Below are 20,350 nucleotides of genomic sequence, written 5' to 3' on the forward strand. Positions count from 1 at the left end.
GGACGTGTTCAGCAACTTCCTGATCGGCCTGCGCGAGGGACTGGAAGCCGGCCTCGTCGTCTGCATCCTCATCGCCTACCTGGTGAAGACCGGCAACCGGAACAAGCTGGTGCCGATCTGGACCGGGGTCGGGATCGCCGTCGTCATCAGCCTGGCGTTCGGCGCCGGGCTCGAATTCGGTTCGCAGGAGATGACGTTCAAGGCCCAGGAGGCGCTCGGCGGTTCGCTGTCGATCATCTCCGTCGGCCTGGTCACCTGGATGGTCTTCTGGATGCGGCGCACCGCACGGCACCTGAAGTCGGAACTGCACGGCAAGCTCGACGCGGCGCTCGCCATGGGCACCGGCGCGCTGGTCGCCACGGCGCTGCTCGCGGTGGGCCGGGAGGGCCTGGAGACCTCGCTGTTCGTGTGGCGCGCGGTGCACGCGGCGGGCGACGGCTGGCATCCGATGATCGGCGCGTTCCTCGGGATCGCGACCGCCGTCGTGCTGGCCTGGCTGTTCTACCGGGGCGCGCTGCGGATCAACCTGTCGAAGTTCTTCACCTGGACCGGCGGCATGCTGGTGGTCGTGGCCGCGGGCGTGCTCGCGTACGGCGTCCACGACCTGCAGGAGGCCGAGTTCGTCGGCGGTCTCCACGACCGGGCGTTCGACATCAGTTCCACGATCCCGCCGGACAGTTGGTACGGCACGCTGCTGAAGGGCACGTTCAACTTCCAGCCCGACCCGACCGTCCTCCAGGTCACGGTGTGGGCGCTGTATCTGATACCCACGCTCGCGCTGTTCCTCGCCCCGGTAGGGTTCGGACGGTCAGGGGCCCCCTCCGGAGGGGCGACGGATCAGAAGGCGCGGAAAGCTACGGATGAGAAGCCTGAGGCCGATTCGGCTGGCGACGGGGCTCGCGACGGCGACGGTGCTGTCCTTGACGGCGAGCGGGTGCGTGACGGTGCACGGCGAGCTGGAAGTGGTGCCGACGGCAACCAAATCTGAGGCCGCGCAGGCACTGAAGGACTTCACCGCCGCGTACAACGCGGCGGACAAGGCGTACGACCCGGCCCTGGACGCGGACCGGGTCACCGGCCCGCTCGGCGCGATCAACCAGGCCGGGCTGAAGGCACGGCAGAAGAACAGCCCGGACGGCAACCCGAAGCACACGCCGCTGGAGCTGACCGACGCCACCTACGTCATCCCGAAGAAGGCCGGCTGGCCCCGGTGGTTCCTCGCGGACACCGACTCCAACCGCGACCAGGACAGCGGGAAACTGGACACCCGCTGGCTGATCGTCTTCACCAAGGCCGGGCCCGGCGCCGGGTGGAAGGCCGCCTATCTGGCGGTCGTCGCCCCCTCCCGGGTGCCCGAGTTCGCGAAGGACGACGAGGGCCGGGCCGTACCGGTGGCCGCGGACGCCGCCGGACTGGCCGTGGCGCCGGAGGACCTGGGCAAGCAGTACACGGACTACCTGCAACAGGGCACCCCGGACGTCTTCGCCCCCGGCACCACCACCTCGGGCTGGCGGGAGACCCGCCGGAACACCCGGCGGGCGGGCTTCTCGTACCAGTACATCGACCAGCCGCTGAACCGCGACGCGTTCGGCCCGCTGGGGCTGCGGACGAAGGACGGCGGGGCGCTGGTCTTCTTCAGCAGCAAGCACTTCGAGCGGCAGACCGCGGCGAAGGGGCTGCGCCCGCCGGTCAACGACGACGTGTCGGCGCTGCTGACCGGTGAGGTGAAGTCCACCCTCACCAAGGAGCGGATCTCCAGTCAGCTGGTGTACGTCCCGAAGAAGGGCGCGACGGAGAACGACGGCAAGGTGGTCGTGCTGAACCGGCTGCCCGGCCTGACGGCGGCGAAGGGCTCGTGAGGGTGCCGGGGCGGCCGTGACCCGGCGACCGTGACCCGGCAACCGTGGTCCGGTACGGGAGGGCCCACCCCGCCCCGCTCCGGACCGTCCCGGGCCGCCCGCCCGGCGGCCCAGCAACTCAACGGCTCAACGGCTCAACGGCTCAACGGCTCAACGGCCAGGCCACCGCGTCGTGGTCGAGTTCGCTCTGGTCCGCGGCGTCGGCGTACTGCGCGCACGCGTCGGTGAGCGTCTCCAGCAGCGTCAGCGGGTCGGGCAGCGAATGTTCCGGCCCCCGCACCCATCGCACGTCCAGTTCGCCCGGCAGCCTGGCCGGCGGCAGGAGCACGTAGCTGCCCCGGCAGTGCCACCGCATGCCGGGGTGCTCGTCCATGGTCTCGGGGTGGCAGTCCAGCTCGCAGGGCCACCACTCGTCCTCGTCCTCGGGCGTGCCCCGGGTGGCGGTGAAGAAGAGCATCCGGTCGTCGCCGGACCGGGCGACGGGGCCGACGTCGATGTCCGCGGCGAGGAGTCGCTCCAGCGCCTGCTCGCCCGCGGCCAGCGGCACGTCGAGGACGTCGTGGATCATGCCGGTCGCGGTGATGAAGTTGGCCTGCGGCTGGCTGCGGGCCCAGCGCTCGATCTGTGCCCGGTCGGTGGTGGACTGGGTCTGCCAGGCGAAGGAGACGGGATGGCGGGCGGGCGTGGGACAGCCGATGCGTTCGCACGAACATCGGTACCCGACCGGGTGGGCGGCCGGTGCGATCGGCATTCCGGCTTCGGCGACAGCCAGGAGCAGCGCCTCCCGGGCGGTGTCGTCGACCTCGCTCTGGTGCGGTTTGGGTCGGCGGCGAAGCCATTGGGAAAACTTGCTCTCTGAGCCGCGATTACGGCCGAAATCGGCGCCCATCTATCCCCTTACCTGAATGTTGCCCCTACCCATGGTCCCACCATCCTGCGCCTCGGGTGGCCGGACTTCCGAAGCGGGGTACGGACGACGACACCACGGGTCGGGAACAATGCGTCCCCTTGTCACGAAATGACGGGTGTGCCTCGGGGCCGTCCCTCAGGGGTGCGGCAGCATCCCCCGCAGGACGTGGTCGACGATCGCGTCCGCGTAGTCGTGGGTGAGCGGGCCGGTGCGCAGCAGCCAGCGGTGGGTGACCGGGCCGACGAGGAGCTCCAGGGCGACCCTCGGGTCGGCGTCGGCCCGCATCTGCCCGGCCTCCTGGGCGGCTCGCAGCCGTGCGGCGTACAGCTCGAACGAGGGGGCGAGCAGCTTCTCGACGAATTCGGCGCCGAGCCGCGGGTCGACGATCCCCTCGGCGGCCAGCGCCCTGGTGGGTGCCTCGAAGGCGGGGTCGTTCAGTTCGTCGACGGTGGCCCGCAGGACGGTCCCGAGGTCGGCGGCGAGGTCACCGGTGTCCGGGAGCGCGGGGGCGGGCTCCCCCTCGGCCCGCCCGGCGGTCCGTTCGCCGAGGGCGATGAAGGCGTCCAGGAGGACGGCCGCCTTGGACGGCCACCAGCGGTAGATCGTCTGCTTGCCGACGCCGGCCCGGGCGGCGATGGCCTCGATGGTGGTCCTCGGGTAGCCCACCTCGCCGACCAGGCCGAGCGCCGCGTCGTGGATCGCGCGGCGCGAGCGTTCGCTGCGGCGGCTGGAGTCGGGCGTCCGGTTCTCTGTCATGCCGGTCAATCTAGCAACGCCACGAGTCGATACGTATCGTCTCCCCGCAACTCGCCTCCCCTCGCAACTCGTCCGCCCACAACTCGCCCCCCCTCGCAACTGGTCCCCCCGCAACTCGTCCACCCGTCGCGCGGAACCCGGCGGCCGCGGCCCCGGAGCGCCCGGCTCCCGTCCGGCCCGGACCGCCTCTCCGGCTCCGTGCGGAACCACCCGTTCGGATCACTGTGCGGCGGGCCCCGGAGAGCGGACCATGGGCTCACCCACGCACACCCGTGCGCTGTCCCCGGCAGGCGATCCCTGCCTTTCGTGAGGAGCATGCATGCCTCGTGAAGCCACACCCCGCCGCTACCTGATGTGCGCCCCCACACACTTCAGGGTGACGTACTCCATCAACCCCTGGATGGACCCCAGCAAGCCCGTGGACCTCCCCCTCGCCCAGACCCAGTGGGAGGACCTGCGCGACCGGTACCGCGCCCTCGGGCACACCGTGGAGCTGCTCACGCCCCGCCCCGACCTGCCCGACATGGTGTTCGCCGCCAACGGCGCCACCGTCGTCGACGGCCGGGTGCTGGGTGCCCGGTTCGCGTACCGGGAGCGGTACGAGGAGGCGGGGGCCCACCGCGAGTGGTTCCGGGCCAACGGCTTCACCGAGGTCCACGAGCCGGACCACGTCAACGAGGGCGAGGGCGACTTCGCGGTCACCTCGTCCTACGTCCTGGCCGGGCGGGGCTTCCGGTCCAGCCCGCTCTCGCACGGCGAGGCGCAGGAGTTCTTCGGGCGTCCGGTGATCGGGCTCGACCTGGTCGACCCGCGCTACTACCACCTGGACACGGCCCTGTCCGTGCTCGACGACGCGGCCGACGAGGTCATGTACTACCCGGAGGCGTTCTCGCCGGGCAGCCGCGCGGTGCTCGCCCGGCTCTTCCCCGACGCGTTGATCGCCCGGGAGGCGGACGCCGCGGCGTTCGGCCTGAACGCGGTGAGCGACGGGCTCCACGTGCTGCTGCCGCAGGGCGCGACGGGGCTCTTCGACCCGTTGCGGGCGCGGGGCTTCGAGCCGGTGCCGATGGATCTGGGCGAGCTGCTGAAGGGCGGCGGCAGCGTGAAGTGCTGCACGCAGGAGCTGCGGGCGTGAGGGGGCGGGCCGGCCCGTCCGCGGGCGGCCCCCGGAGCCTGCCGGGCGGCCGCCCGGCAGGCTCTCAGCCGTGCTCGCCGGGCGGCGGCCAGGCGTCGCCCCACGCGACGTCCCGGGCGGCCCGGTACAGCTCGCCGTGCCGCTTGGTGACCGTGGCGCGGCGCAGGGCCTCGTCGCGGGTGCACAGGTCCAGCAGCACCTGCCCCTTGCGGATCTGCGGCTTGCGGGTGACCCGCTCCCGGACGGGCCGCGCCTCGAAGCGGGTCGCCACGACGTAGCTGAACTTCTCGTCCTCGTACGGCAGCGAGCCGCCCTTGACCTGCCGGTGCAGCGAGGAGCGGCTGACCCGGGCCGAGAAGTGGCACCAGTCCGTGCCCGGCTCGATGGGGCAGGCGGCGCTGTGCGGGCAGGGCGCGGCGATCGTCAGGCCGGCGGCGATCAGCCGGTCGCGGGCCTCGATGACGCGGGCGTAGCCGTCGGGGGTGCCCGGTTCGACGACCACGACCGCCTGGGCCGCCGCGGCGGCGGTGTCCACGAGGGCGGCGCGGGTGTCCGCCGGGAGTTCCTTGAGCACGTAGGAGATGGTGACCAGGTCCGTGGCGGCGAGGCCGGGGCCCTCGCCGATCCGGGCCCGGCGCCACTCGACGGCGCGCAGGGCGGGGGCGCCGGAGAGTTCCGCCAGCTCGCGGCCGAGGGCGAGCGCGGGCTCGGACCAGTCCAGCACCGTCGTCCCGGTTCCTTCCCAGGCCCCCGCCACGGCCCAGCTCGCTGCTCCGGTGCCGCCGCCCACGTCGGTGTGGGTGGCGGGTGCCCAGTCGGGGGCCGCCTCCCGGAGGGCGTCGAGGGCGGACCGTACCGCCTCGAAGGTCGCGGGCATCCGGTACGCGGCGTACGCGGCAACGTCGGAGCGGTCGCGGAGCACCGGCGCGTCGGTGGGGGTGGTGCCGCGGTAGTTGGCGATGAGCCGGTCGACGGCCCGGGACGCCTGCCGGGGCGGCAGGCCGTCGAGCAGTCCGGCCAGCGCCGCACGCAGTGTTTCCGCATTGGGGAGGGTGGCGTTCACCGACAAATTGTAGGCAAAGACGACGCACCCGGCGCCGCCGCGCTATCCGCGTAGAACTGAGCGGAATCCGAACTGCCGCGATGCCTGCCCAAGTTGCTACGCTGACCGCCGCGAGGTCGGGATCACCCATCGAGGGGAACCATGAGACAGAAGATCGTGCGCCTGGTTCTGGTCGGCGGAGTACTCGTGCTTGTCATGCTTCTTCTGCTGGCCACGTGCGGAAGTGGCGGGAAGAACAACGACGTGCCGAAGAAGCAGGCCAGGAAGAGCCCGGCCGAGGTGACGCAGCTCACGGTCCCCTCCGCGTACGCCCCGGAGAACGGCTGGGAGCTCATCGGCACCTCCCCCGACTACGCGCTGTCCCGGACGACGGGCCGTCTCGCCTATCTGGTGCGGGAGTCGGACACCAAGTACCAGCTGCGGACCATCGATTCGAAGACCGGGCAGCCCGGCTGGCACGGGGAGAGCTGGCGGCCCCCGTCGCCGAAGCACTTCCCGCGGCTCCTCCAGGTCACCGTCGACGAGCACGAGTACTTCGTGACGTGGGCGTACGGAAAGGTCGGCGAGAACGCGCTGACCCCCGCCGACACGATCGTCTCGCTGGACGTCTACGACGTGGAGGACGGCTCCCGGCGGCGCGTCGAGGTGCCGTGGAACTCCGTCCCGACGGTCTCCACCACCGGCCCCGGCATCCTCATCAGCGACGGCCGGACCCACAGCACGGTGGTCGACCCGGTGACCGGCCGGGTGTCGGACGTCGCGCCCTCCGCGCTCAAGTACCCCAAGGGCTGCAAGACCTGCAAGCAGCTCACCGAGGTGCTCGGGCTGACGCAGAAGGGTCTGCTGGTCAGCGGGTCCAGGGAGTTCTGGGTGCAGGGCGGCTGGTTCAGCCGCAACGTCGCTCCCAAGGGGACGGACAAGGCCAGCGGGATCCCGACCTCGGTGATCCCCGGGGTGATCCTGGCGAAGTGGCAGCTCGACAAGAAGGCCAAGCGCGCCGCCACCCACGACCTGTGGGCGGTGCACGACGCGGAGTCGGGCAAGACGCTGGCCTCGGTGGAGTGCAGCAAGCCCGCGATAAAGCCGGGCCAGTACCCGCAGCTGGTCGCCGCCCCGTCGGGCAGCTATCTGGTGGCCGGGCCGCTCGCCTTCGACGTGGCCACGAAGCGCGGGTTCTGCTTCGAGGGGGCGGACGGCACGAAGCCGCTGACGCTGGCGTCCGTGAACGACGAGGGCGTCGCGTACGGCGCGACGAGCGCGCGCAACGCGGCCGACGTCCTGGCCGGGCGCGGCACCCCCGTCGCGGTCGCGGTCCGCAGCGGTTCGACGGGCGCCCTGCCGTCCAACGTGCGGCTGCCGGGCGCGGAGACGGCGGACGGGGTCGGGCTGTTCCGCTGGACGGACGAGAAGGACCGCCCGCACCTGATCGGCTACCCGAGGTCGGCCTCGTAGGACTGTTCACCGGACCATGACGGGCCGGGCGGACCGGGCACGCGCCCGGCCGTCCGGCCCGTTCCGTTTCCCGGCGTCTCCCGGGCCCCGTCGTCCTGCGTCATGGGGTCATGGCGTCATGGGGTCGACGTCCGCTGCCAGGGCCGGCACATCCCGAGGAAGCAGGCCATCGCGCCCACCCCGCACACCAGCTGCACCAGGGCCATCGGAACGGCCGTGTCCTCGCCCGCGATCCCGACGAGCGGGGAGGCCACGGCACCGATCAGGAACGAGGAGGTGCCGAGCAGCGCGGAGGCGGACCCGGCGGCGTGCTTGGTGCGCATCAGGGCCTGCGCGTTGGTGTTCGGCGCCGCGAGCCCCATCGCCGACATCAGCACGAACAGCCCGGCCGCGACCGGTACCAGGCCCACGTCCCCGAAGACCCCGGACGTCATCAGCAGCAGTGCGGTGGCGGCCAGCACGATGACCGAGAGCCCGAAGGTCAGCACCTTGTCCAGGCTGACCCGGCCGACCAGCAGCTTGCCGTTGATCTGGCCCACGGCGACCAGCCCGATCGAGTTGACGCCGAAGAGCAGGCTGAACGTCTGCGGCGAGGCCCCGTAGATCTCCTGCATGACGAACGGCGAGGCGCTCACGTACGCGAAGAGGCCGGCGAAGGCGAGGCTGCCCGCGATCATGTAGCCGGTGAAGACCCGGTCGGCGAGCAGTCCGCGCATGGTGCGCAGCGTGTCGCCGATCCCGCCGGTGTGCCGGTCCTGCGGCGGCAGGGTCTCGTGCAGCCACTTCCAGACGACCAGGGTGAGGACCAGGCCGACGAGGGTGAGGACGGCGAAGACGCCCCGCCAGTCGGTGAACCGGAGCACCTGGCCGCCGATGAGCGGCGCGATGATCGGTGCGACGCCGGAGATCAGCATCAGGGTGGAGAAGAACTTGGCCATCTCCACGCCGTCGTACATGTCGCGCACCACGGCGCGGGCGATGACGATGCCCGCCGAGCCGGCCAGGCCCTGGAGCAGGCGGAAGCCGATGAGGAGTTCGGCGGTGGGGGCGAAGACGCAGATCGCGGTGGCGACGACGTAGACGATCATGCCGAGGAGCAGCGGCCCGCGCCTGCCCCACCGGTCGCTCATCGGTCCGACGACGAGCTGTCCGAGCGCCATGCCGGTGAGGCAGGCGGTGAGGGTGAGCTGGACGGTCGCGGCGGGGGCCTGGAGGGACTCGGTGACCGCGGGCAGGGCCGGGAGGTACATGTCCATGGAGAGCGGCGGCAGTGCGGTGAGGCCGCCGAGGACGAGGGTGACCAGGAGGCCGGTGCGGCGGGCCGCTCCGGTGACGGCCGGCTTGCCCGGAGGCGTCCCGGCGGTGCCGGCGGCGGCCGTGCCGGTCCGGTCGGTCGCGTCCGCCCGGCCGGTCCCGTCCGCCTTGTCGGTCCGGTCGGTCTTGTCAGTCTTCCGGTCCCTGGTTCCGGCGCCGGGGGCGGTTCCCGGCTCCGCCGTCCCGGTTCCGGTGGTCGATGTGTGTGTACGTTCCTGCTGGGCCCGGCTTGCGCCGCTCTCCGGCATTGTCATCTCCATGTCGTTGAATCCGCATCTATGCTCTCAGCTCAGCTGGACTGGTCGAGACCTTCCTGGGGAGCAGTCATGACGGGCACGGACAGGGTCGTTCGGTGGGGCGTGCTGGCCACCGGCGGTATCGCCGCGACATTCACCGAGGACCTCCGGTCGTTGCCGGGTTCGGAGGTGGTGGCCGTCGCGTCCCGTACGGAGACCTCCGCGCGGGCCTTCGCCGAGCGGTTCGGGATACCCCGGGCGTACGGCGACTGGGCCGCCCTCGCCGCCGACGACGAGGTCGACGTGGTGTACGTGGCGACGCCGCACTCGGCGCACCGGGAGGCGGCCGCGCTCTGCCTGGAGGCCGGGAAGCACGTGCTGTGCGAGAAGGCGTTCACGCTCAACGCCCGGGAGGCGGAGGAGCTGGTGAAGCTCGCCCGGGACCGGGGGCTCTTCCTGATGGAGGCCATGTGGACGTACTGCAATCCGGTCGTCCGGCGCATGACGGAGCTGGTGCGGGACGGCGCCATCGGCGACATCCGCACCGTGCAGGCCGACTTCGGGATCACGGGGCCCTTCGGGGCCGGGCACCGGCTGCGCGACCCGGCGCTGGGCGGTGGCGCGCTGCTGGACCTCGGGGTCTACCCGGTCTCGTTCGCGCAGTTGCTGCTGGGCGAGCCGGACCGGGTGCAGGCGGACGCGCTGCTCTCCCCCGAGGGCGTCGATCTGCACACCGCGATGCTGCTGGGCTGGTCGGAGGCGGGCGCCTCGGCGCTGCTGAACTGCTCGATCGTGGCGGACACCCCGCGGACCTCCTCGATCACCGGCACGAAGGGGCGGATCGACTTCCCGCCCGGCTTCTTCCACCCGGAGCGGTTCGTGCTGCACCGGCCGGGACACGACCCCGAGGAGTTCACCGCCGCAGGCCTTGGAACCGCCGGTGGGGTCGGTGGGGCCGGTGAGGGGCTGCGCGGCCTGCAGTTCGAGCAGGCCGAGGTGGCGCGGGCGCTGCGGGCGGGCGAGACGGAGTCGCCGCTGGTGCCGCTGGACGGTTCCCTCGCCGTGATGCGGACGCTCGACGCGGTACGTGACCGCATCGGCGTCCGCTACCCGGCCGACGCCTGAGAACCTGCCGGGTCGGGCGGGCCCGCCCGATCAGGCGGGCATGAGGCCCTGGTTGCCCACCTCCGTGACGAAGGAGGCGGCGGTCGACAGCGGCGCGCCGGGGGTGGTGACGGCCGACACCGTGCGGTAGTCGGCACGCGCCTGCTTCTGGTCCAGCGTGACGACGGCGTAGCCGCGCCGGCCGTTGAAGAACTTCATGTGCGGGTTGGCCTGCATCTGGTTGTTCCAGCTGCCGGGCTTGTCCGAGCCGTCCTTGCCGCTGCTGATGGACGTGGCGACGATCTCCGTGCCGACGGTGCGCGAGGACGGGTCGCCGAAGTCCTTCTTCAGGTCGAAGCCGTAGCCGACGTGCACGTCGCCGGTCAGCACCATCAGGTTGTCGATGCCCGCCGCCTCGGCGCCCCGCAAGATCCGCGCCCGGGAGGCGGGGTAGCCGTCCCACGCGTCCATGGACACCTTGAACGCGTCGGTGGGGACGTCGTGCCGCTGGGCGAAGACGACCTGCTGGGGCACGAGGTTCCAGGTGGCCCGCGAGGCGTGCCAGCCGTCCAGCAGCCAGCGCTCCTGGGCTGCGCCGGTCATGGTGCGCGAGGGGTCCTCGGACTCCGGTCCGGGCTTCTGCCAGCCGTCGCCGTACGCCTGGTCGCTGCGGTACTGGCGGGTGTCGAGGATGTCGAACTGGGCGAGCCGGCCGAACTGGAGGCGCCGGTAGAGCTTCATGTCGGGGCCGGTCGGCCGCTGCGGGGTGCGCAGCGGCTGGTTCTCCCAGTACGCGCGGTAGGCGGCGGCCCGGCGCAGCAGGAACTCCTCCGGCGGGACGTCGTTCTCGGGGGTGCCGCCCGCGTAGTTGTTCTCGGTCTCGTGGTCGTCCCAGGTGACGACGAAGGGGTGCGCGGCGTGCGCGGCGCGCAGGTCGGGGTCGGACTTGTAGAGGGCGTACCGCAGCCGGTAGTCCTCCAGCGTGACCGTCTCCCGGTTGAAGTGGGCGGGGAGCCTGCGGTCGGTGTAGTTGCGGGCCCCGCCGGTGGCGTTGACGGCGTATTCGTAGAGGTAGTCGCCGAGGTGGAGGACGACGTCCACGTCCTCCCGGGCGAGGTGCCGGTACGCGGTGAAGTAACCGTCGTGGTACGCCTGGCAGGAGACGGCGGCCAGGCTCAGCCCGCTGTTGCGGGCGTTGCGGGCGGGGGCGGTGCGGGTCCGGCCGACGGGGCTGATCCAGGTACCGGCGCGGAAGCGGTAGTAGAGGACGCGGTCGGCGTCGAGGCCCTTGACCTCGACGTGGACGCTGTGGTCGAACTCCGGGTGGGCGGTGACCGATCCGCGCCGGACGATGCGGGAGAAGCGCTCGTCGCGGGCGAGTTCCCAGCGCACCTGCACCCGGGCCCTGGGCAGTCCGCTGTCGGCCTCGTACGGGCGCGGCGCAAGTCTCGTCCACAGCAGGACCGAGTCGGGCAGCGGGTCGCCGGAGGCGACGCCGAGGGTGAACGGATCGTCGGTGATCCTCCGGGCGTCCAGCTCGGCGGCGCTCGCGGTGCCCGCGGTCGGCAGGTTGACCGAGAAGGCGAGCGCGGCGGCGGCACCGGTGACCGTGAGGAAACGGCGGCGGCCGACGTTCCTGGCTGCGTCGCGCATCTCCTGCTGGTGCGATGAGTGCGTCATCTGTCCCTCCCCTTGCTGGTGGTGTACTCGGTCAGTCCACCGGCCCGGCCCATCGAATGGCTGTCGTGTTCGCGTCGATCGGGCGTCGGGGGGATGAGTAATGCGGCAGGAACGGGTTCACGGGACAAAGCGCGCATTCACGGCCGACGGGCAAGGTCCGCCCTTCGGCGACCGCCCCAGGGGCGAACCCGTCACCCCGTACGTCTTTCGTCACCCCGTACGTCTTTCTGACCCGCCATGACCTCACGCACCCCACGTGTCCCGGAGCGGGAAGGGCGTACGCTGCGGCCCCATGAGCGACAGAGCGTTGAACTCGGATGCGAAGACGGCGGTCGTGACGGGTGCGGGTTCCGGGATCGGCCGCGCGGTGGCGCTCGCCCTGACCGGGGCCGGCTGGTCGGTGGCGCTCGCGGGCCGGCGCCCCGGGCCCCTCGCCGAGACCGCGATGCTGGCCGGGGCGGACGCCCGGGTGATCACCGTTCCCGCCGACGTGTCCCGCCCCGAGGACGTGACCGCGCTCTTCTCCTCGGTACGGGAGTGCTTCGGCCGCCTCGACCTGCTCTTCAACAACGCGGGCACGTTCGGGCCGGGCGCCGTGCCCGTCGAGGACCTCGCGGTGGAGGACTGGCGGGCGGTGGTGGACGTGAACGTGACGGGCGCGTTCCTGTGCGCGCAGGCCGCGTACCGGCTGATGAAGGAACAGGATCCGCAGGGCGGCCGGATCATCAACAACGGCTCGATCTCGGCCCACGCGCCGCGCCCCCACTCGGTCGCCTACACCACGACCAAGCACGCCGTGACCGGGCTGACGAAGTCGCTGTCGCTGGACGGCCGTCCGTACCGGATCGCCTGCGGCCAGATCGACATCGGCAACGCGGCCACGGACATGACCGAGCGGATGCGGACCGGCACCCTCCAGGCCAACGGCGAGCTCGCGGTCGAACCGGTGATGGCGGCGTCGGACGTGGCCCGGACGGTGCTCCACATGGCGGAGCTGCCGCTGGAGGCGAACATGCAGTTCGCCACGGTCATGGCGACGACGATGCCGTACGTGGGACGCGGCTGAGGACCCGCACCGGGCGCGGACGGCAACCGCCCCCGCCCGAACCGGGCACCGGGCGGGGCGGTTGCCGTCCGCCGGAACGCACCCCCCGACCGGGCCGCACGCGTCGCCCCTTATGCTCACAGTTCTTCACGCAAGCTTCACGGAAGGACCACAGCATGCGTATACGCGTCGCGGCACCTCTCGCCCTGGCCGCCGCCACCGCCCTGGCCGGCTCCCTGTTCGTCACGGCCCCGGCGTCGGCCGCCTCGCACCAGGCCGGACTGCACCTCGGGAAGATCCAGTACGACAGCCCCGGCAAGGACAACCGCAGCAACACGTCCCTCAACGCCGAGTGGGTGGACATCCACAACAACGGCAAGTCCAAGCTCCAGCTCAAGGGTTACAAGCTCAAGGACAACACCGGCTACACGTACACCTTCGGCAACTACACCATCGGCGCCGGCAAGACCGTCAAGGTCCACACGGGCCGGGGCAAGAACGCCTCGGGCCACGTCTACTGGAACCGTGGTTCGTACGTCTGGAACAACACCGGCGACAAGGCCCGGCTGATCAAGCCGAACGGCAAGCTCCAGGACTCCTGCTCCTGGACGAAGTCGGGCAAGGGCACCAAGAACTGCCACTGACCCCGGCCCGCGTCGCGGCCCGGCCCCACCCGGCACGGTCCGGTCCGGTCCGGTCCCCGGATCGGGGCCGGGTGGGGCCATTCGGGGCTGTTCGGGGCCATTGGGGGGCCATCCCGGACCGGTCGGGGAATGACCCGGGCCGCGACGGGGTTGACCAGCGGCATGACTCAGAATTCGGCCACCGAGGTCCTGCGCTACACCGCGTTCTCCGCCGACCCCCGGGGCGGCAATCCGGCAGGAGTCGTCCTGGACGCGTCAGGTCTCGACGAGGCCGCGATGCTCGCCGTCGCCGCGGAGCTGGGCTACAGCGAGTCCGCGTTCCTGACGGGGCGGTACGAGCCGGAGGCCGCGCACCCCTCGGACAGCGCGGGCTCCCCGGTCGACACTGGCTCCCGGACCGCCACGGACTCCCCCGTCGGCCGCGGGTACACCATCCGCTACTTCAGCCCGAAGGCCGAGATCCCGTTCTGCGGTCACGCCACCGTGGCCACGGCGCTCGCGCTGGCCGAGCGCGACGGCCCCGGCGAGCTGGTGTTCAGCACGCTCGCGGGCCCGGTCCCGGTCACCGTCGCCCGGGAGGGCGGCGAGCTCCGCGCCACGCTCACCAGCGTCGAACCGCACGTGGCGCGGATCGCGCCCGACGCCCTGGCCGAGGCGCTCGCCGCCCTGGACTGGCCGGCCGCCGACCTCGACCCGGCCCTGCCGCCCCGGATCGCCTACGCGGGCGCCCGTCACCTGGTGCTGGCCGCCGCGACCCGCGAACGCCTCGCCGACCTCTCCTACGACTTCGAGCGCCTCGAAACCCTCATGCACCGGCTGGACCTGACGACGGTTCAGCTGGTGTGGCGGGCGGCGCCGGACGTCTTCCACGTCCGTGACCCGTTCCCGGTCGGCGGCGTGGTCGAGGACCCCGCCACCGGCGCGGCGGCGGCGGCCTTCGGCGCCTATCTGCGCACGGAGGGCCTCGCCCCGGACAGCGCGGTCCTCACCCTCCACCAGGGCGAGGACATGGGCCGTCCCGGCACCCTCACCGTCGAACTGCGCGCGGGCGACCCCCGGGTGCGGGTGAGCGGAACGGGAACCCGGATCGACGCCTGACGCCCCCGCCGCCCGGAGGCGGCCCCGGCCGGCACCGCCTCCGCCGTCACACGCCCCGGCCGTCGATCATCGACATCAGCAGCTCGTGGGTATCGGCGTCCGCGGCGGCCACGAGCCCGCGGCCGCCCCGCTCGACCGGGACGCCGTCGATGCCGGTGACCACGCAGCCCGCGGCCCTGCACAGGGCGATGCCGGCCGCGAAGTGGACGCTCCCGGACAGGTCGCCGCCGTCGGTGACGTAGGCGGCGCGGCGGCCGGCCGCGACCCAGGCCAGGGCCAGCGTCGTGGACACCACCCGGGGCCGGAACCGTTCGACGAACCCGGGGTGGGCCAGCAGGTCCGTGGCCCGGAATCCGGGCGCGCCCGGGAACGGCGGGTCCAGGTTGACGTCCACCAGCCGGGTGTCGGAGGTGGGCACCAGGGGTGCCTCGGCCCCGTCCCGTCGCATCCGGGCGGTCTTCCCGTCGGTGAGGAAGACCTCGTCGCCGAAGGGGTCGGCCACCGCCGCCGCCCCGCCGCGCAGCGCCACGTTGACGGCCACCAGCATGGTGCCGACCGCGTAGTTGAGCGTGCCGCACAGGGGGTCGACCAGCCACTGGCGCACGGAGTCGGCCGCGCCCCGCCGCCCGCCCTCCTCGCCGAGCACCGCGTCCTCGGGCCGGGCCGCGCGGATGACGTCGAGGATCGCCTGCTCGGCCGCCACGTCGGCGGTGGTGGCGAAGTCCCCGGCGCCCTTGTCGATGCGGTCGAGCCGTCGGCCGTACAGGTCGCGCACCACGTCCGCACCGGCCCGTGCCGCGGCTACGGCGACCTCGCAATCATCAGGATCCGCACAGGAGTTGACCATGCCGTGCAGGGTAACGGCACCGTCCGCCGGGAGAATCCGGCCCGCCCTCAGATCTGCTTCTCCGGCCGCTTCCCCGGCTGCTTCCCCACCTGCTTTCCCAGCCGTTTCTCCAGCAGGATGACCCGGTAGGTGTGGCCGAGGCCGCCGTCCTTCGAGCGCTCGCGGACGGTCTCGTAGCCCGCCGCCCCGTAGTACTCCCGGAGCCGGGCGTTGTCGGCCAGGCAGTCGAGCCGGCAGAGCGCGCGGCCCGCGTCGGCGATCCGGGCCTCCGCCCGTGCCAGCATCCGTCGCCCGGTGCCCGGGGGCGCGACGCGGCGGTCCGTCATGAGCCGGTGGACGTAACCCGCGTCCGGGGCCTGAGGACCCCAGGCCGCCGGGTCGTCCCACCACAGCTCCCACGCCCCGGCGACGGGCCCGTCCTCCCCGAGGGCGGCGAGCCAGACCTCGCCCTCGCTCAACCGTTCCCGGAAGTGCCGGACACCGAGCTCGCCCGGCTTCCACTGGTCGATGCCGTGCGCGATCTGCCACCGCGCCGCGTCGTCCCGCAGCCGGACCAGCTCCGGCAGGTCGGGCTCGCCCGCGCGCCGGAAGCTCAGGGGCGCGTGCTCCGCCGTGCCGGAGCGGGAAGGAAACTGGCCATCGGGTATCTCGTTGCTCACAGCCCGGCACTCTATGTCTGCCGGCGGGTGGTACGAAGTCTGTCCCACGGGCCGGGTCTCGGGCCCCGGACCCGGGCCCGGACCCCATGACCAGTTCTCACCACAGGAGTTGTCGATGTCCGTCCGCAGAGTCGTCCCCAACATCCGCACCACCGGCGTCCCCACCGCCGAGGGAATGCGACGGAGCGCGGAGTTCTACGGCCGGCTGGGGCTCCAGGAGGTCATGAACCACGGCTGGATCGTGACGCTCGCCTCGCCGTCGGAACCCTCGGTGCAGCTGAGCGTCATGGGCTCCGACGCGACCGCCCCGGTCTCGCCGGACATGAGCGTGGAGGTGGAGGACGTGGACGCGGTCCACGCCGCCATGAAGGAGAGCGGCGCGGAGATCGTGTACCCCTTGAGCGACGAGGAGTGGGGCGTGCGCCGCTTCTTCGTGCGCGACCCGGACGGCCGGGTCGTCAACGTCCTGGGGCACCGCTGACGGCTTCCGGCGCGGTGCCGGGGTCGTCCTCGTACGGGAGGATCCGCCGCAGCAACCCCTTGGGATGACCTCGTTTGCGCCATTCCCTCGGGTAGCCGATGGAGACCTCCTCGAAGCGGACGCCGTCGTACCGGGTCGTGCGGGGGATGTGCAGATGGCCGTAGACCATCGCCGCCACGTTGAAGCGCCGGTGCCAGTCGGCGGTGAGTTCCGTCCCGCACCACTGGGCGAACTCGGGGTACCACAGCACGGCCATCGGGTCGCGCACGAGGGGCCAGTGCCCTGCGATGACCAGCGGGATCTGCGGGTCGTGCGCCGCGAGCCGCCGCTCCGTCCCCGCGACCCGGGCCCGGCACCAGGCGTCCCGGCTCGGGTACGGGTCGGGGTGCAGCAGGAACTCGTCGGTGCACACCACCCCCGTCCGGTGCGCGTACTCCAGGGACTCCTCCTTGGTCGTGGTGCCCGGCGCCCGGAAGCTGTAGTCGTACAGCAGGAACACGGGCGCGACGGCCACCGGCCCGCCCGGCCCCCGCCACAGCGGGTACGGGTCCTCCGGCGTGGTCACCCCGAGGCTCCGGCACAGCTCGACCAGGTGCTCGTAGCGTCGTCGGCCCCGCAGTTGGACGGGGTCGTTCGCGGGCGTCCACAGCTCGTGGTTCCCCGGCGTCCAGATGACCCGCGCGTACCGGTCCGCGAGCAGCCGCAGCGCCCACTCCACATCGGCGACCCGCTCGGCGACGTCACCGGCGACGATCAGCCAGTCCTCGTCCGATTCCGGTCGCAGGGACTCGACGAGGGGGCGGTTGTCGGCCATCCCCACGTGCAGGTCGCTCACCGCCATCAGCGAGCCACGGCTTCCAACGGTGCGATCGGACATGCAGAACCTTCCCGAGGAACAGCTGGAACGACTGGAAGAGCTGGAAGAGCTGGAAGAGCTGGAACGAGTGAGACGAGTGGAACGAGTGAGACGACTGGAACCGCCGGGACCACCGCGACCGCCGGAACCGTTGGACAAGACCGTTCCCCGCAGGTGTCCCGGAACTCGCCCGATTGCCTCGCTGATCCATCACCTGGCGGGCATGAATCCTCCTACGGCCACTCAGCTTGGCAGGAGAGGCCCATGGGGTTCGACGCGGGGGCGCGGGTTCTGACGGCGCCTCGCCCGGTCCACTCGGCGGAATCAATGCCTCCGGACGGGCCGGCCCCGCCGGTCCGGCCGCCCGGCGGGCTCCACCACTCCCCCGGGGCCGGTGAGGGGGCCGATCGGCGGCTTTCGGGACGGTCGGCCGGAACGGGCGGGGGCATGATGGAGAGGGCCATGGCCACGGATGCGGACGCGGCCGCGGCCGGGCGGGCCTTCCGGGAAGGACGCGGGCGTTCGACGACCGGGGCGCGCGGCACGGAGAGCGGCGCCCGGCGCGGAATCATGGGCAGCGCCGGGAAAGGGAGCTGAGTACGTGGTGGACGGAAAGACCCTCCCAGGCGCGGCCGTACACAGCGGGCTCCCGTTCGCGGACGGCGCCGCCGGGGCCCTGCTCGACGCCGAGGGACGGATCATCGGCTGGACCCCGGCGGCGGCGGAGCTGCTCGCGCTCCCCGCCGACGCGGTCCGCGGCCGCCCGGTACGGGAACTGCTCGCGGACCCCACAGCCCGGACCGGGCTGTGGGTCGACCGGCCGGAGGGCGTCCGGTCCGGGACCGTCCGGTCCGGCGAGGCGGTGCTGCGTACCGGCCGGGGCGAGAAGCTGAGCATCGTCTTCCAGGTCCTTCCCCTCGCGGGCGAGGACACCGATACCCCCACCGGTACCGAGACCAGCACCGGCCCCGGCCCCGGCCCCGGCGCAGACTCTGTTCCCGGGGCTTTTGTGGAACCGGCGCGGTACTTCGTGCTCGCGGCCCCCGCCGGGATGGTCTCCCGGTGGCGGCAGGACCGGGCGTTCACCCGGGAGCTCTTCCTCCAGGACCGGCTGGGTCTCGCCGTGTTCGACGAGCAGCTGCGGCTGGCCAGGACCAACACCCATCTGCTCCCGTACACCGGTCTCCCGCCGGACCTGCGCGGCCTGCGCCTGGGCGACTTCCTGGAGCCCGACGACGCCGCGGCGGTCGAGCGGCGGCTGCGGGAGGTCCTGCGGACGGGCCTGCCGCTGATCCTGGCGGAGGAGCGGGTACGGACCATCGAGGATCCCGGCAGCGGGGCGGTGTTGGCCATCTCGGCGTTCCGGCTCCAGGCACCGGACGGGCAGGTCTTCGGCGTCACCGCGCTGTTCACGGACGTCACCGAGCAGCGCCGTTCCGACGAGCGCCTGGCGATCCTGCACCACGCCACCGCGGCCGTCGGCGGATCGCTGTCCGTCACGGGCACCGGCGAGGAGCTGGCCGCCGTACTGGTGCCCGGCCTGGCCGACCTCGCGGTGGTGGAGATCGCGGAGGCGGTGTTCACGGGCGAGGAGCCGGTCCCGGGCAAGGACGGGCGGCTGTTGCTGCGCCGGACCGCCGTGGCCGGGGAACCCGCCACGGAGGCGCCGGCCGAGGCCGGGGGCCCGACCGACACCAGGAGCCCGGTCGAGGCCGGAGGCCCGGTCGAGGCCGGAGGCCCGGTCGGCACCGTGGTCTCCGTCGACGCCGGGGTCCCGCCCCACACCGCCCCCTCCGTCACCAGCTCCCCTGCGTCGATGACCGCCCCGTTGCGGGCCCGGGGCAGCTTCCTCGGCCGGGTGACCGTCCGGCGCGCGCCCGGCCGCCCCGACTACGAACCGGCCGACCTGGACCTGTTGTGCGAGATCTCCGCACGCGCCGCCCTCGCCCTGGACAACGCCCGCCGCTACACCCGGGAGCACCGGTCGGCCGTCGGGCTGCAGCGCAGTCTGCTGCCGCCCGCGCAGGCCGAGACGGTCGCCGTGACCACGACCGGTTTCTACCTGCCGGCCGATCCCACCACCGGTGTCGGCGGCGACTGGTTCGACGTGATCCCGCTCTCCTCCGCCCGGGTCGCCCTGGTCGCCGGGGACGTCGTCGGTCACGGGCTGGGGGCCACCGCCACCATGGGACGGCTGCGCACCGCCGTCCGCACCCTCGCCGACCTCGAACTGGAACCGGACGAGTTGATGGTGCACCTGGACGACCTGGTCTCCCAGCTCCGCGACGAACCCCACGACCTCACCCGACCGGACGACGACGGGGCGCCGCCCGGCGGCTGGACCGACCCGATCGGCGCCACCTGCCTGTACGCCGTCTACGACCCGGTCTCCCGGCGCTGCGCGATGGTCTCGGCCGGGCACCCCCCGCCCGCCGTCGTGGCTCCGGACGGGACCGTCTCGTACGTGGAGCTGACCCCCGGGCCGCCGCTGGGCGTCAACGGCCTGCCCTTCGAGGTGACCGAGGTCGAACTGGCCGCCGGCAGCATCCTCGCGCTCTACACGGACGGGCTGATCGAGGGACGCGACAGCGACCTGGACGAGGGCATGGCCGGACTGCGCCGCTGCCTGGCCCGCCCCGGCGCCACCACCGCACCGCTGCGGGAACTCGGCCAGGAGATCATCTCCGGCCGGCCCGTGCACCACCTCGCCGACGACGTCACGCTGCTGCTCGCCCGCACCCACGCGGTGCCGCCCGGGAACACGGCCGTCTGGCCGGTGGACCCGGACCCGGCCGCCGTCGCCCGGGTCCGGCAGGAGGCGGCCCGGCAACTGCGCGCCTGGGGACTGGAGGAGCTGGTCTTCACCACCGAACTGGTGCTGAGCGAGCTGGTCACCAACGCCATCCGCTACACCGGCGGCCCGGTCGAGGTGCGGCTGATCCGGGCGGGCCAGCTGACCTGCGAGGTCTCCGACCCCAGCGCCACCCAGCCCCGCATGCGCCGGGCCCGGGTCACCGACGAGGGGGGCCGCGGCCTGTACCTGGTCGCGCAGCTCACCACGCGCTGGGGCAGCCGCTACACCCGGCACGGCAAGACGATCTGGGCCGAGCAGCCGATCCCGCCCGCGAACGGGCCACGAACGGTCGGGGAGGTTCCGCTCGCGGAAGTCCTGGGGCTCCTGAACGGGGAGGTCCCGGAGCCGTGACCGGAA

The 20,350-nt window shown here is 72.7% G+C and carries 19 protein-coding genes; 11 read left to right on the forward strand and 8 right to left on the reverse strand.

Translation table 11 applies throughout. From position 1 onward, the window contains the following. Positions 1-4: 4 nt before the first annotated feature. Positions 5-988 (forward strand): iron uptake transporter permease EfeU, encoded by a 984-nt coding sequence (gene efeU, locus OCT49_RS08710; RefSeq protein WP_283851316.1) that lies wholly within the window; start codon positions 5-7, stop codon positions 986-988. Beyond that, entirely contained in the window at positions 912-1,859 is a 948-nt protein-coding gene (locus tag OCT49_RS08715; RefSeq protein WP_502963454.1) for an SCO2278 family lipoprotein, read from the forward strand. The genes efeU and OCT49_RS08715 overlap by 77 nt, the downstream gene beginning before the upstream one ends. Positions 1,860-2,001: 142 nt before the next feature. Here the strand turns inward: OCT49_RS08715 and OCT49_RS08720 are convergent, their stop codons facing one another. Continuing rightward, positions 2,002-2,748 carry a bifunctional DNA primase/polymerase gene (locus OCT49_RS08720; RefSeq protein WP_283851318.1) on the reverse strand — a complete coding sequence of 249 codons (747 nt, stop codon included), beginning with the start codon at positions 2,746-2,748 and terminating at the stop codon, positions 2,002-2,004. A gap of 156 nt (positions 2,749-2,904) precedes the next feature. After that, the gene (locus OCT49_RS08725) at positions 2,905-3,525 is read right to left on the reverse strand and encodes a TetR/AcrR family transcriptional regulator (protein ID WP_283851319.1); all 621 of its coding nucleotides are present in this window, start codon (positions 3,523-3,525) and stop codon (positions 2,905-2,907) included. 319 nt (positions 3,526-3,844) lie between these two features. Between OCT49_RS08725 and ddaH the strand changes: the two genes are divergently transcribed. Further along, complete coding sequence (ddaH, locus tag OCT49_RS08730) at positions 3,845-4,660, forward strand: dimethylargininase (protein WP_283851320.1); 816 nt, start codon at positions 3,845-3,847, stop codon at positions 4,658-4,660. Between the two features lie 64 nt (positions 4,661-4,724). Here the strand turns inward: ddaH and OCT49_RS08735 are convergent, their stop codons facing one another. Beyond that, positions 4,725-5,723, reverse strand: a complete 999-nt coding sequence (locus OCT49_RS08735; protein ID WP_283851321.1) for a small ribosomal subunit Rsm22 family protein — start codon at positions 5,721-5,723, stop codon at positions 4,725-4,727. 141 nt (positions 5,724-5,864) lie between these two features. On the opposite strand from OCT49_RS08735, the gene OCT49_RS08740 reads away from it, so the two are divergent. After that, positions 5,865-7,175 carry a hypothetical protein gene (locus tag OCT49_RS08740; RefSeq protein ID WP_283851322.1) on the forward strand — a complete coding sequence of 437 codons (1,311 nt, stop codon included), beginning with the start codon at positions 5,865-5,867 and terminating at the stop codon, positions 7,173-7,175. Between the two features lie 116 nt (positions 7,176-7,291). Here OCT49_RS08740 and OCT49_RS08745 read toward each other — a convergent pair whose 3' ends face one another. After that, on the reverse strand, positions 7,292-8,737 hold the full coding sequence (locus OCT49_RS08745) for a multidrug effflux MFS transporter (protein WP_283855719.1): 1,446 nt from the start codon (positions 8,735-8,737) through the stop codon (positions 7,292-7,294). 78 nt (positions 8,738-8,815) lie between these two features. On the opposite strand from OCT49_RS08745, the gene OCT49_RS08750 reads away from it, so the two are divergent. Continuing rightward, positions 8,816-9,850, forward strand: coding sequence for a Gfo/Idh/MocA family protein (locus OCT49_RS08750; RefSeq protein ID WP_283851323.1), 1,035 nt, complete (start codon positions 8,816-8,818; stop codon positions 9,848-9,850). 30 nt (positions 9,851-9,880) lie between these two features. Here OCT49_RS08750 and OCT49_RS08755 read toward each other — a convergent pair whose 3' ends face one another. Then, positions 9,881-11,509, reverse strand: coding sequence for an alkaline phosphatase D family protein (locus OCT49_RS08755; protein ID WP_283851324.1), 1,629 nt, complete (start codon positions 11,507-11,509; stop codon positions 9,881-9,883). Positions 11,510-11,801: 292 nt separating this feature from the next. Between OCT49_RS08755 and OCT49_RS08760 the strand changes: the two genes are divergently transcribed. From OCT49_RS08760 to OCT49_RS08770, 3 genes are all read left to right on the forward strand, one after another. Next, positions 11,802-12,575, forward strand: coding sequence for an SDR family oxidoreductase (locus OCT49_RS08760; RefSeq protein ID WP_283851325.1), 774 nt, complete (start codon positions 11,802-11,804; stop codon positions 12,573-12,575). Positions 12,576-12,730: 155 nt separating this feature from the next. Next, complete coding sequence (locus OCT49_RS08765) at positions 12,731-13,198, forward strand: lamin tail domain-containing protein (protein WP_283851326.1); 468 nt, start codon at positions 12,731-12,733, stop codon at positions 13,196-13,198. 162 nt (positions 13,199-13,360) lie between these two features. Continuing rightward, positions 13,361-14,296 carry a PhzF family phenazine biosynthesis protein gene (locus OCT49_RS08770; RefSeq protein ID WP_283851327.1) on the forward strand — a complete coding sequence of 312 codons (936 nt, stop codon included), beginning with the start codon at positions 13,361-13,363 and terminating at the stop codon, positions 14,294-14,296. A 46-nt stretch (positions 14,297-14,342) separates the two neighbouring features. Here the strand turns inward: OCT49_RS08770 and OCT49_RS08775 are convergent, their stop codons facing one another. Next, a complete protein-coding gene (locus OCT49_RS08775) occupies positions 14,343-15,143 on the reverse strand; it encodes an inositol monophosphatase family protein (protein ID WP_283851328.1) in 801 nt (266 codons plus the stop codon). A gap of 47 nt (positions 15,144-15,190) precedes the next feature. Continuing rightward, positions 15,191-15,802 (reverse strand): GNAT family N-acetyltransferase, encoded by a 612-nt coding sequence (locus OCT49_RS08780; RefSeq protein ID WP_283851329.1) that lies wholly within the window; start codon positions 15,800-15,802, stop codon positions 15,191-15,193. Between the two features lie 115 nt (positions 15,803-15,917). Here OCT49_RS08780 and OCT49_RS08785 point away from each other — a divergent pair, with 115 nt between their 5' ends. Next, positions 15,918-16,283 (forward strand): VOC family protein, encoded by a 366-nt coding sequence (locus tag OCT49_RS08785; protein WP_283851330.1) that lies wholly within the window; start codon positions 15,918-15,920, stop codon positions 16,281-16,283. Here the strand turns inward: OCT49_RS08785 and OCT49_RS08790 are convergent. Further along, the gene (locus OCT49_RS08790; protein WP_283851331.1) at positions 16,261-17,160 is read right to left on the reverse strand and encodes a metallophosphoesterase family protein; all 900 of its coding nucleotides are present in this window, start codon (positions 17,158-17,160) and stop codon (positions 16,261-16,263) included. The two genes, OCT49_RS08785 and OCT49_RS08790, sit on opposite strands and share 23 nt — an antisense overlap. Positions 17,161-17,601: 441 nt before the next feature. On the opposite strand from OCT49_RS08790, the gene OCT49_RS08795 reads away from it, so the two are divergent. Next, positions 17,602-17,736: a hypothetical protein gene (locus OCT49_RS08795; RefSeq protein WP_283851332.1), complete on the forward strand. Its 135-nt coding sequence runs from the start codon at positions 17,602-17,604 to the stop codon at positions 17,734-17,736. 4 nt (positions 17,737-17,740) lie between these two features. After that, positions 17,741-20,344 (forward strand): SpoIIE family protein phosphatase, encoded by a 2,604-nt coding sequence (locus OCT49_RS08800; protein WP_283851333.1) that lies wholly within the window; start codon positions 17,741-17,743, stop codon positions 20,342-20,344. Positions 20,345-20,350: the final 6 nt, after the last annotated feature.

Origin of the sequence: Streptomyces sp. ML-6 (assembly GCF_030116705.1) — a bacterium.
Classification (GTDB): Bacteria; Actinomycetota; Actinomycetes; order Streptomycetales; family Streptomycetaceae; genus Streptomyces.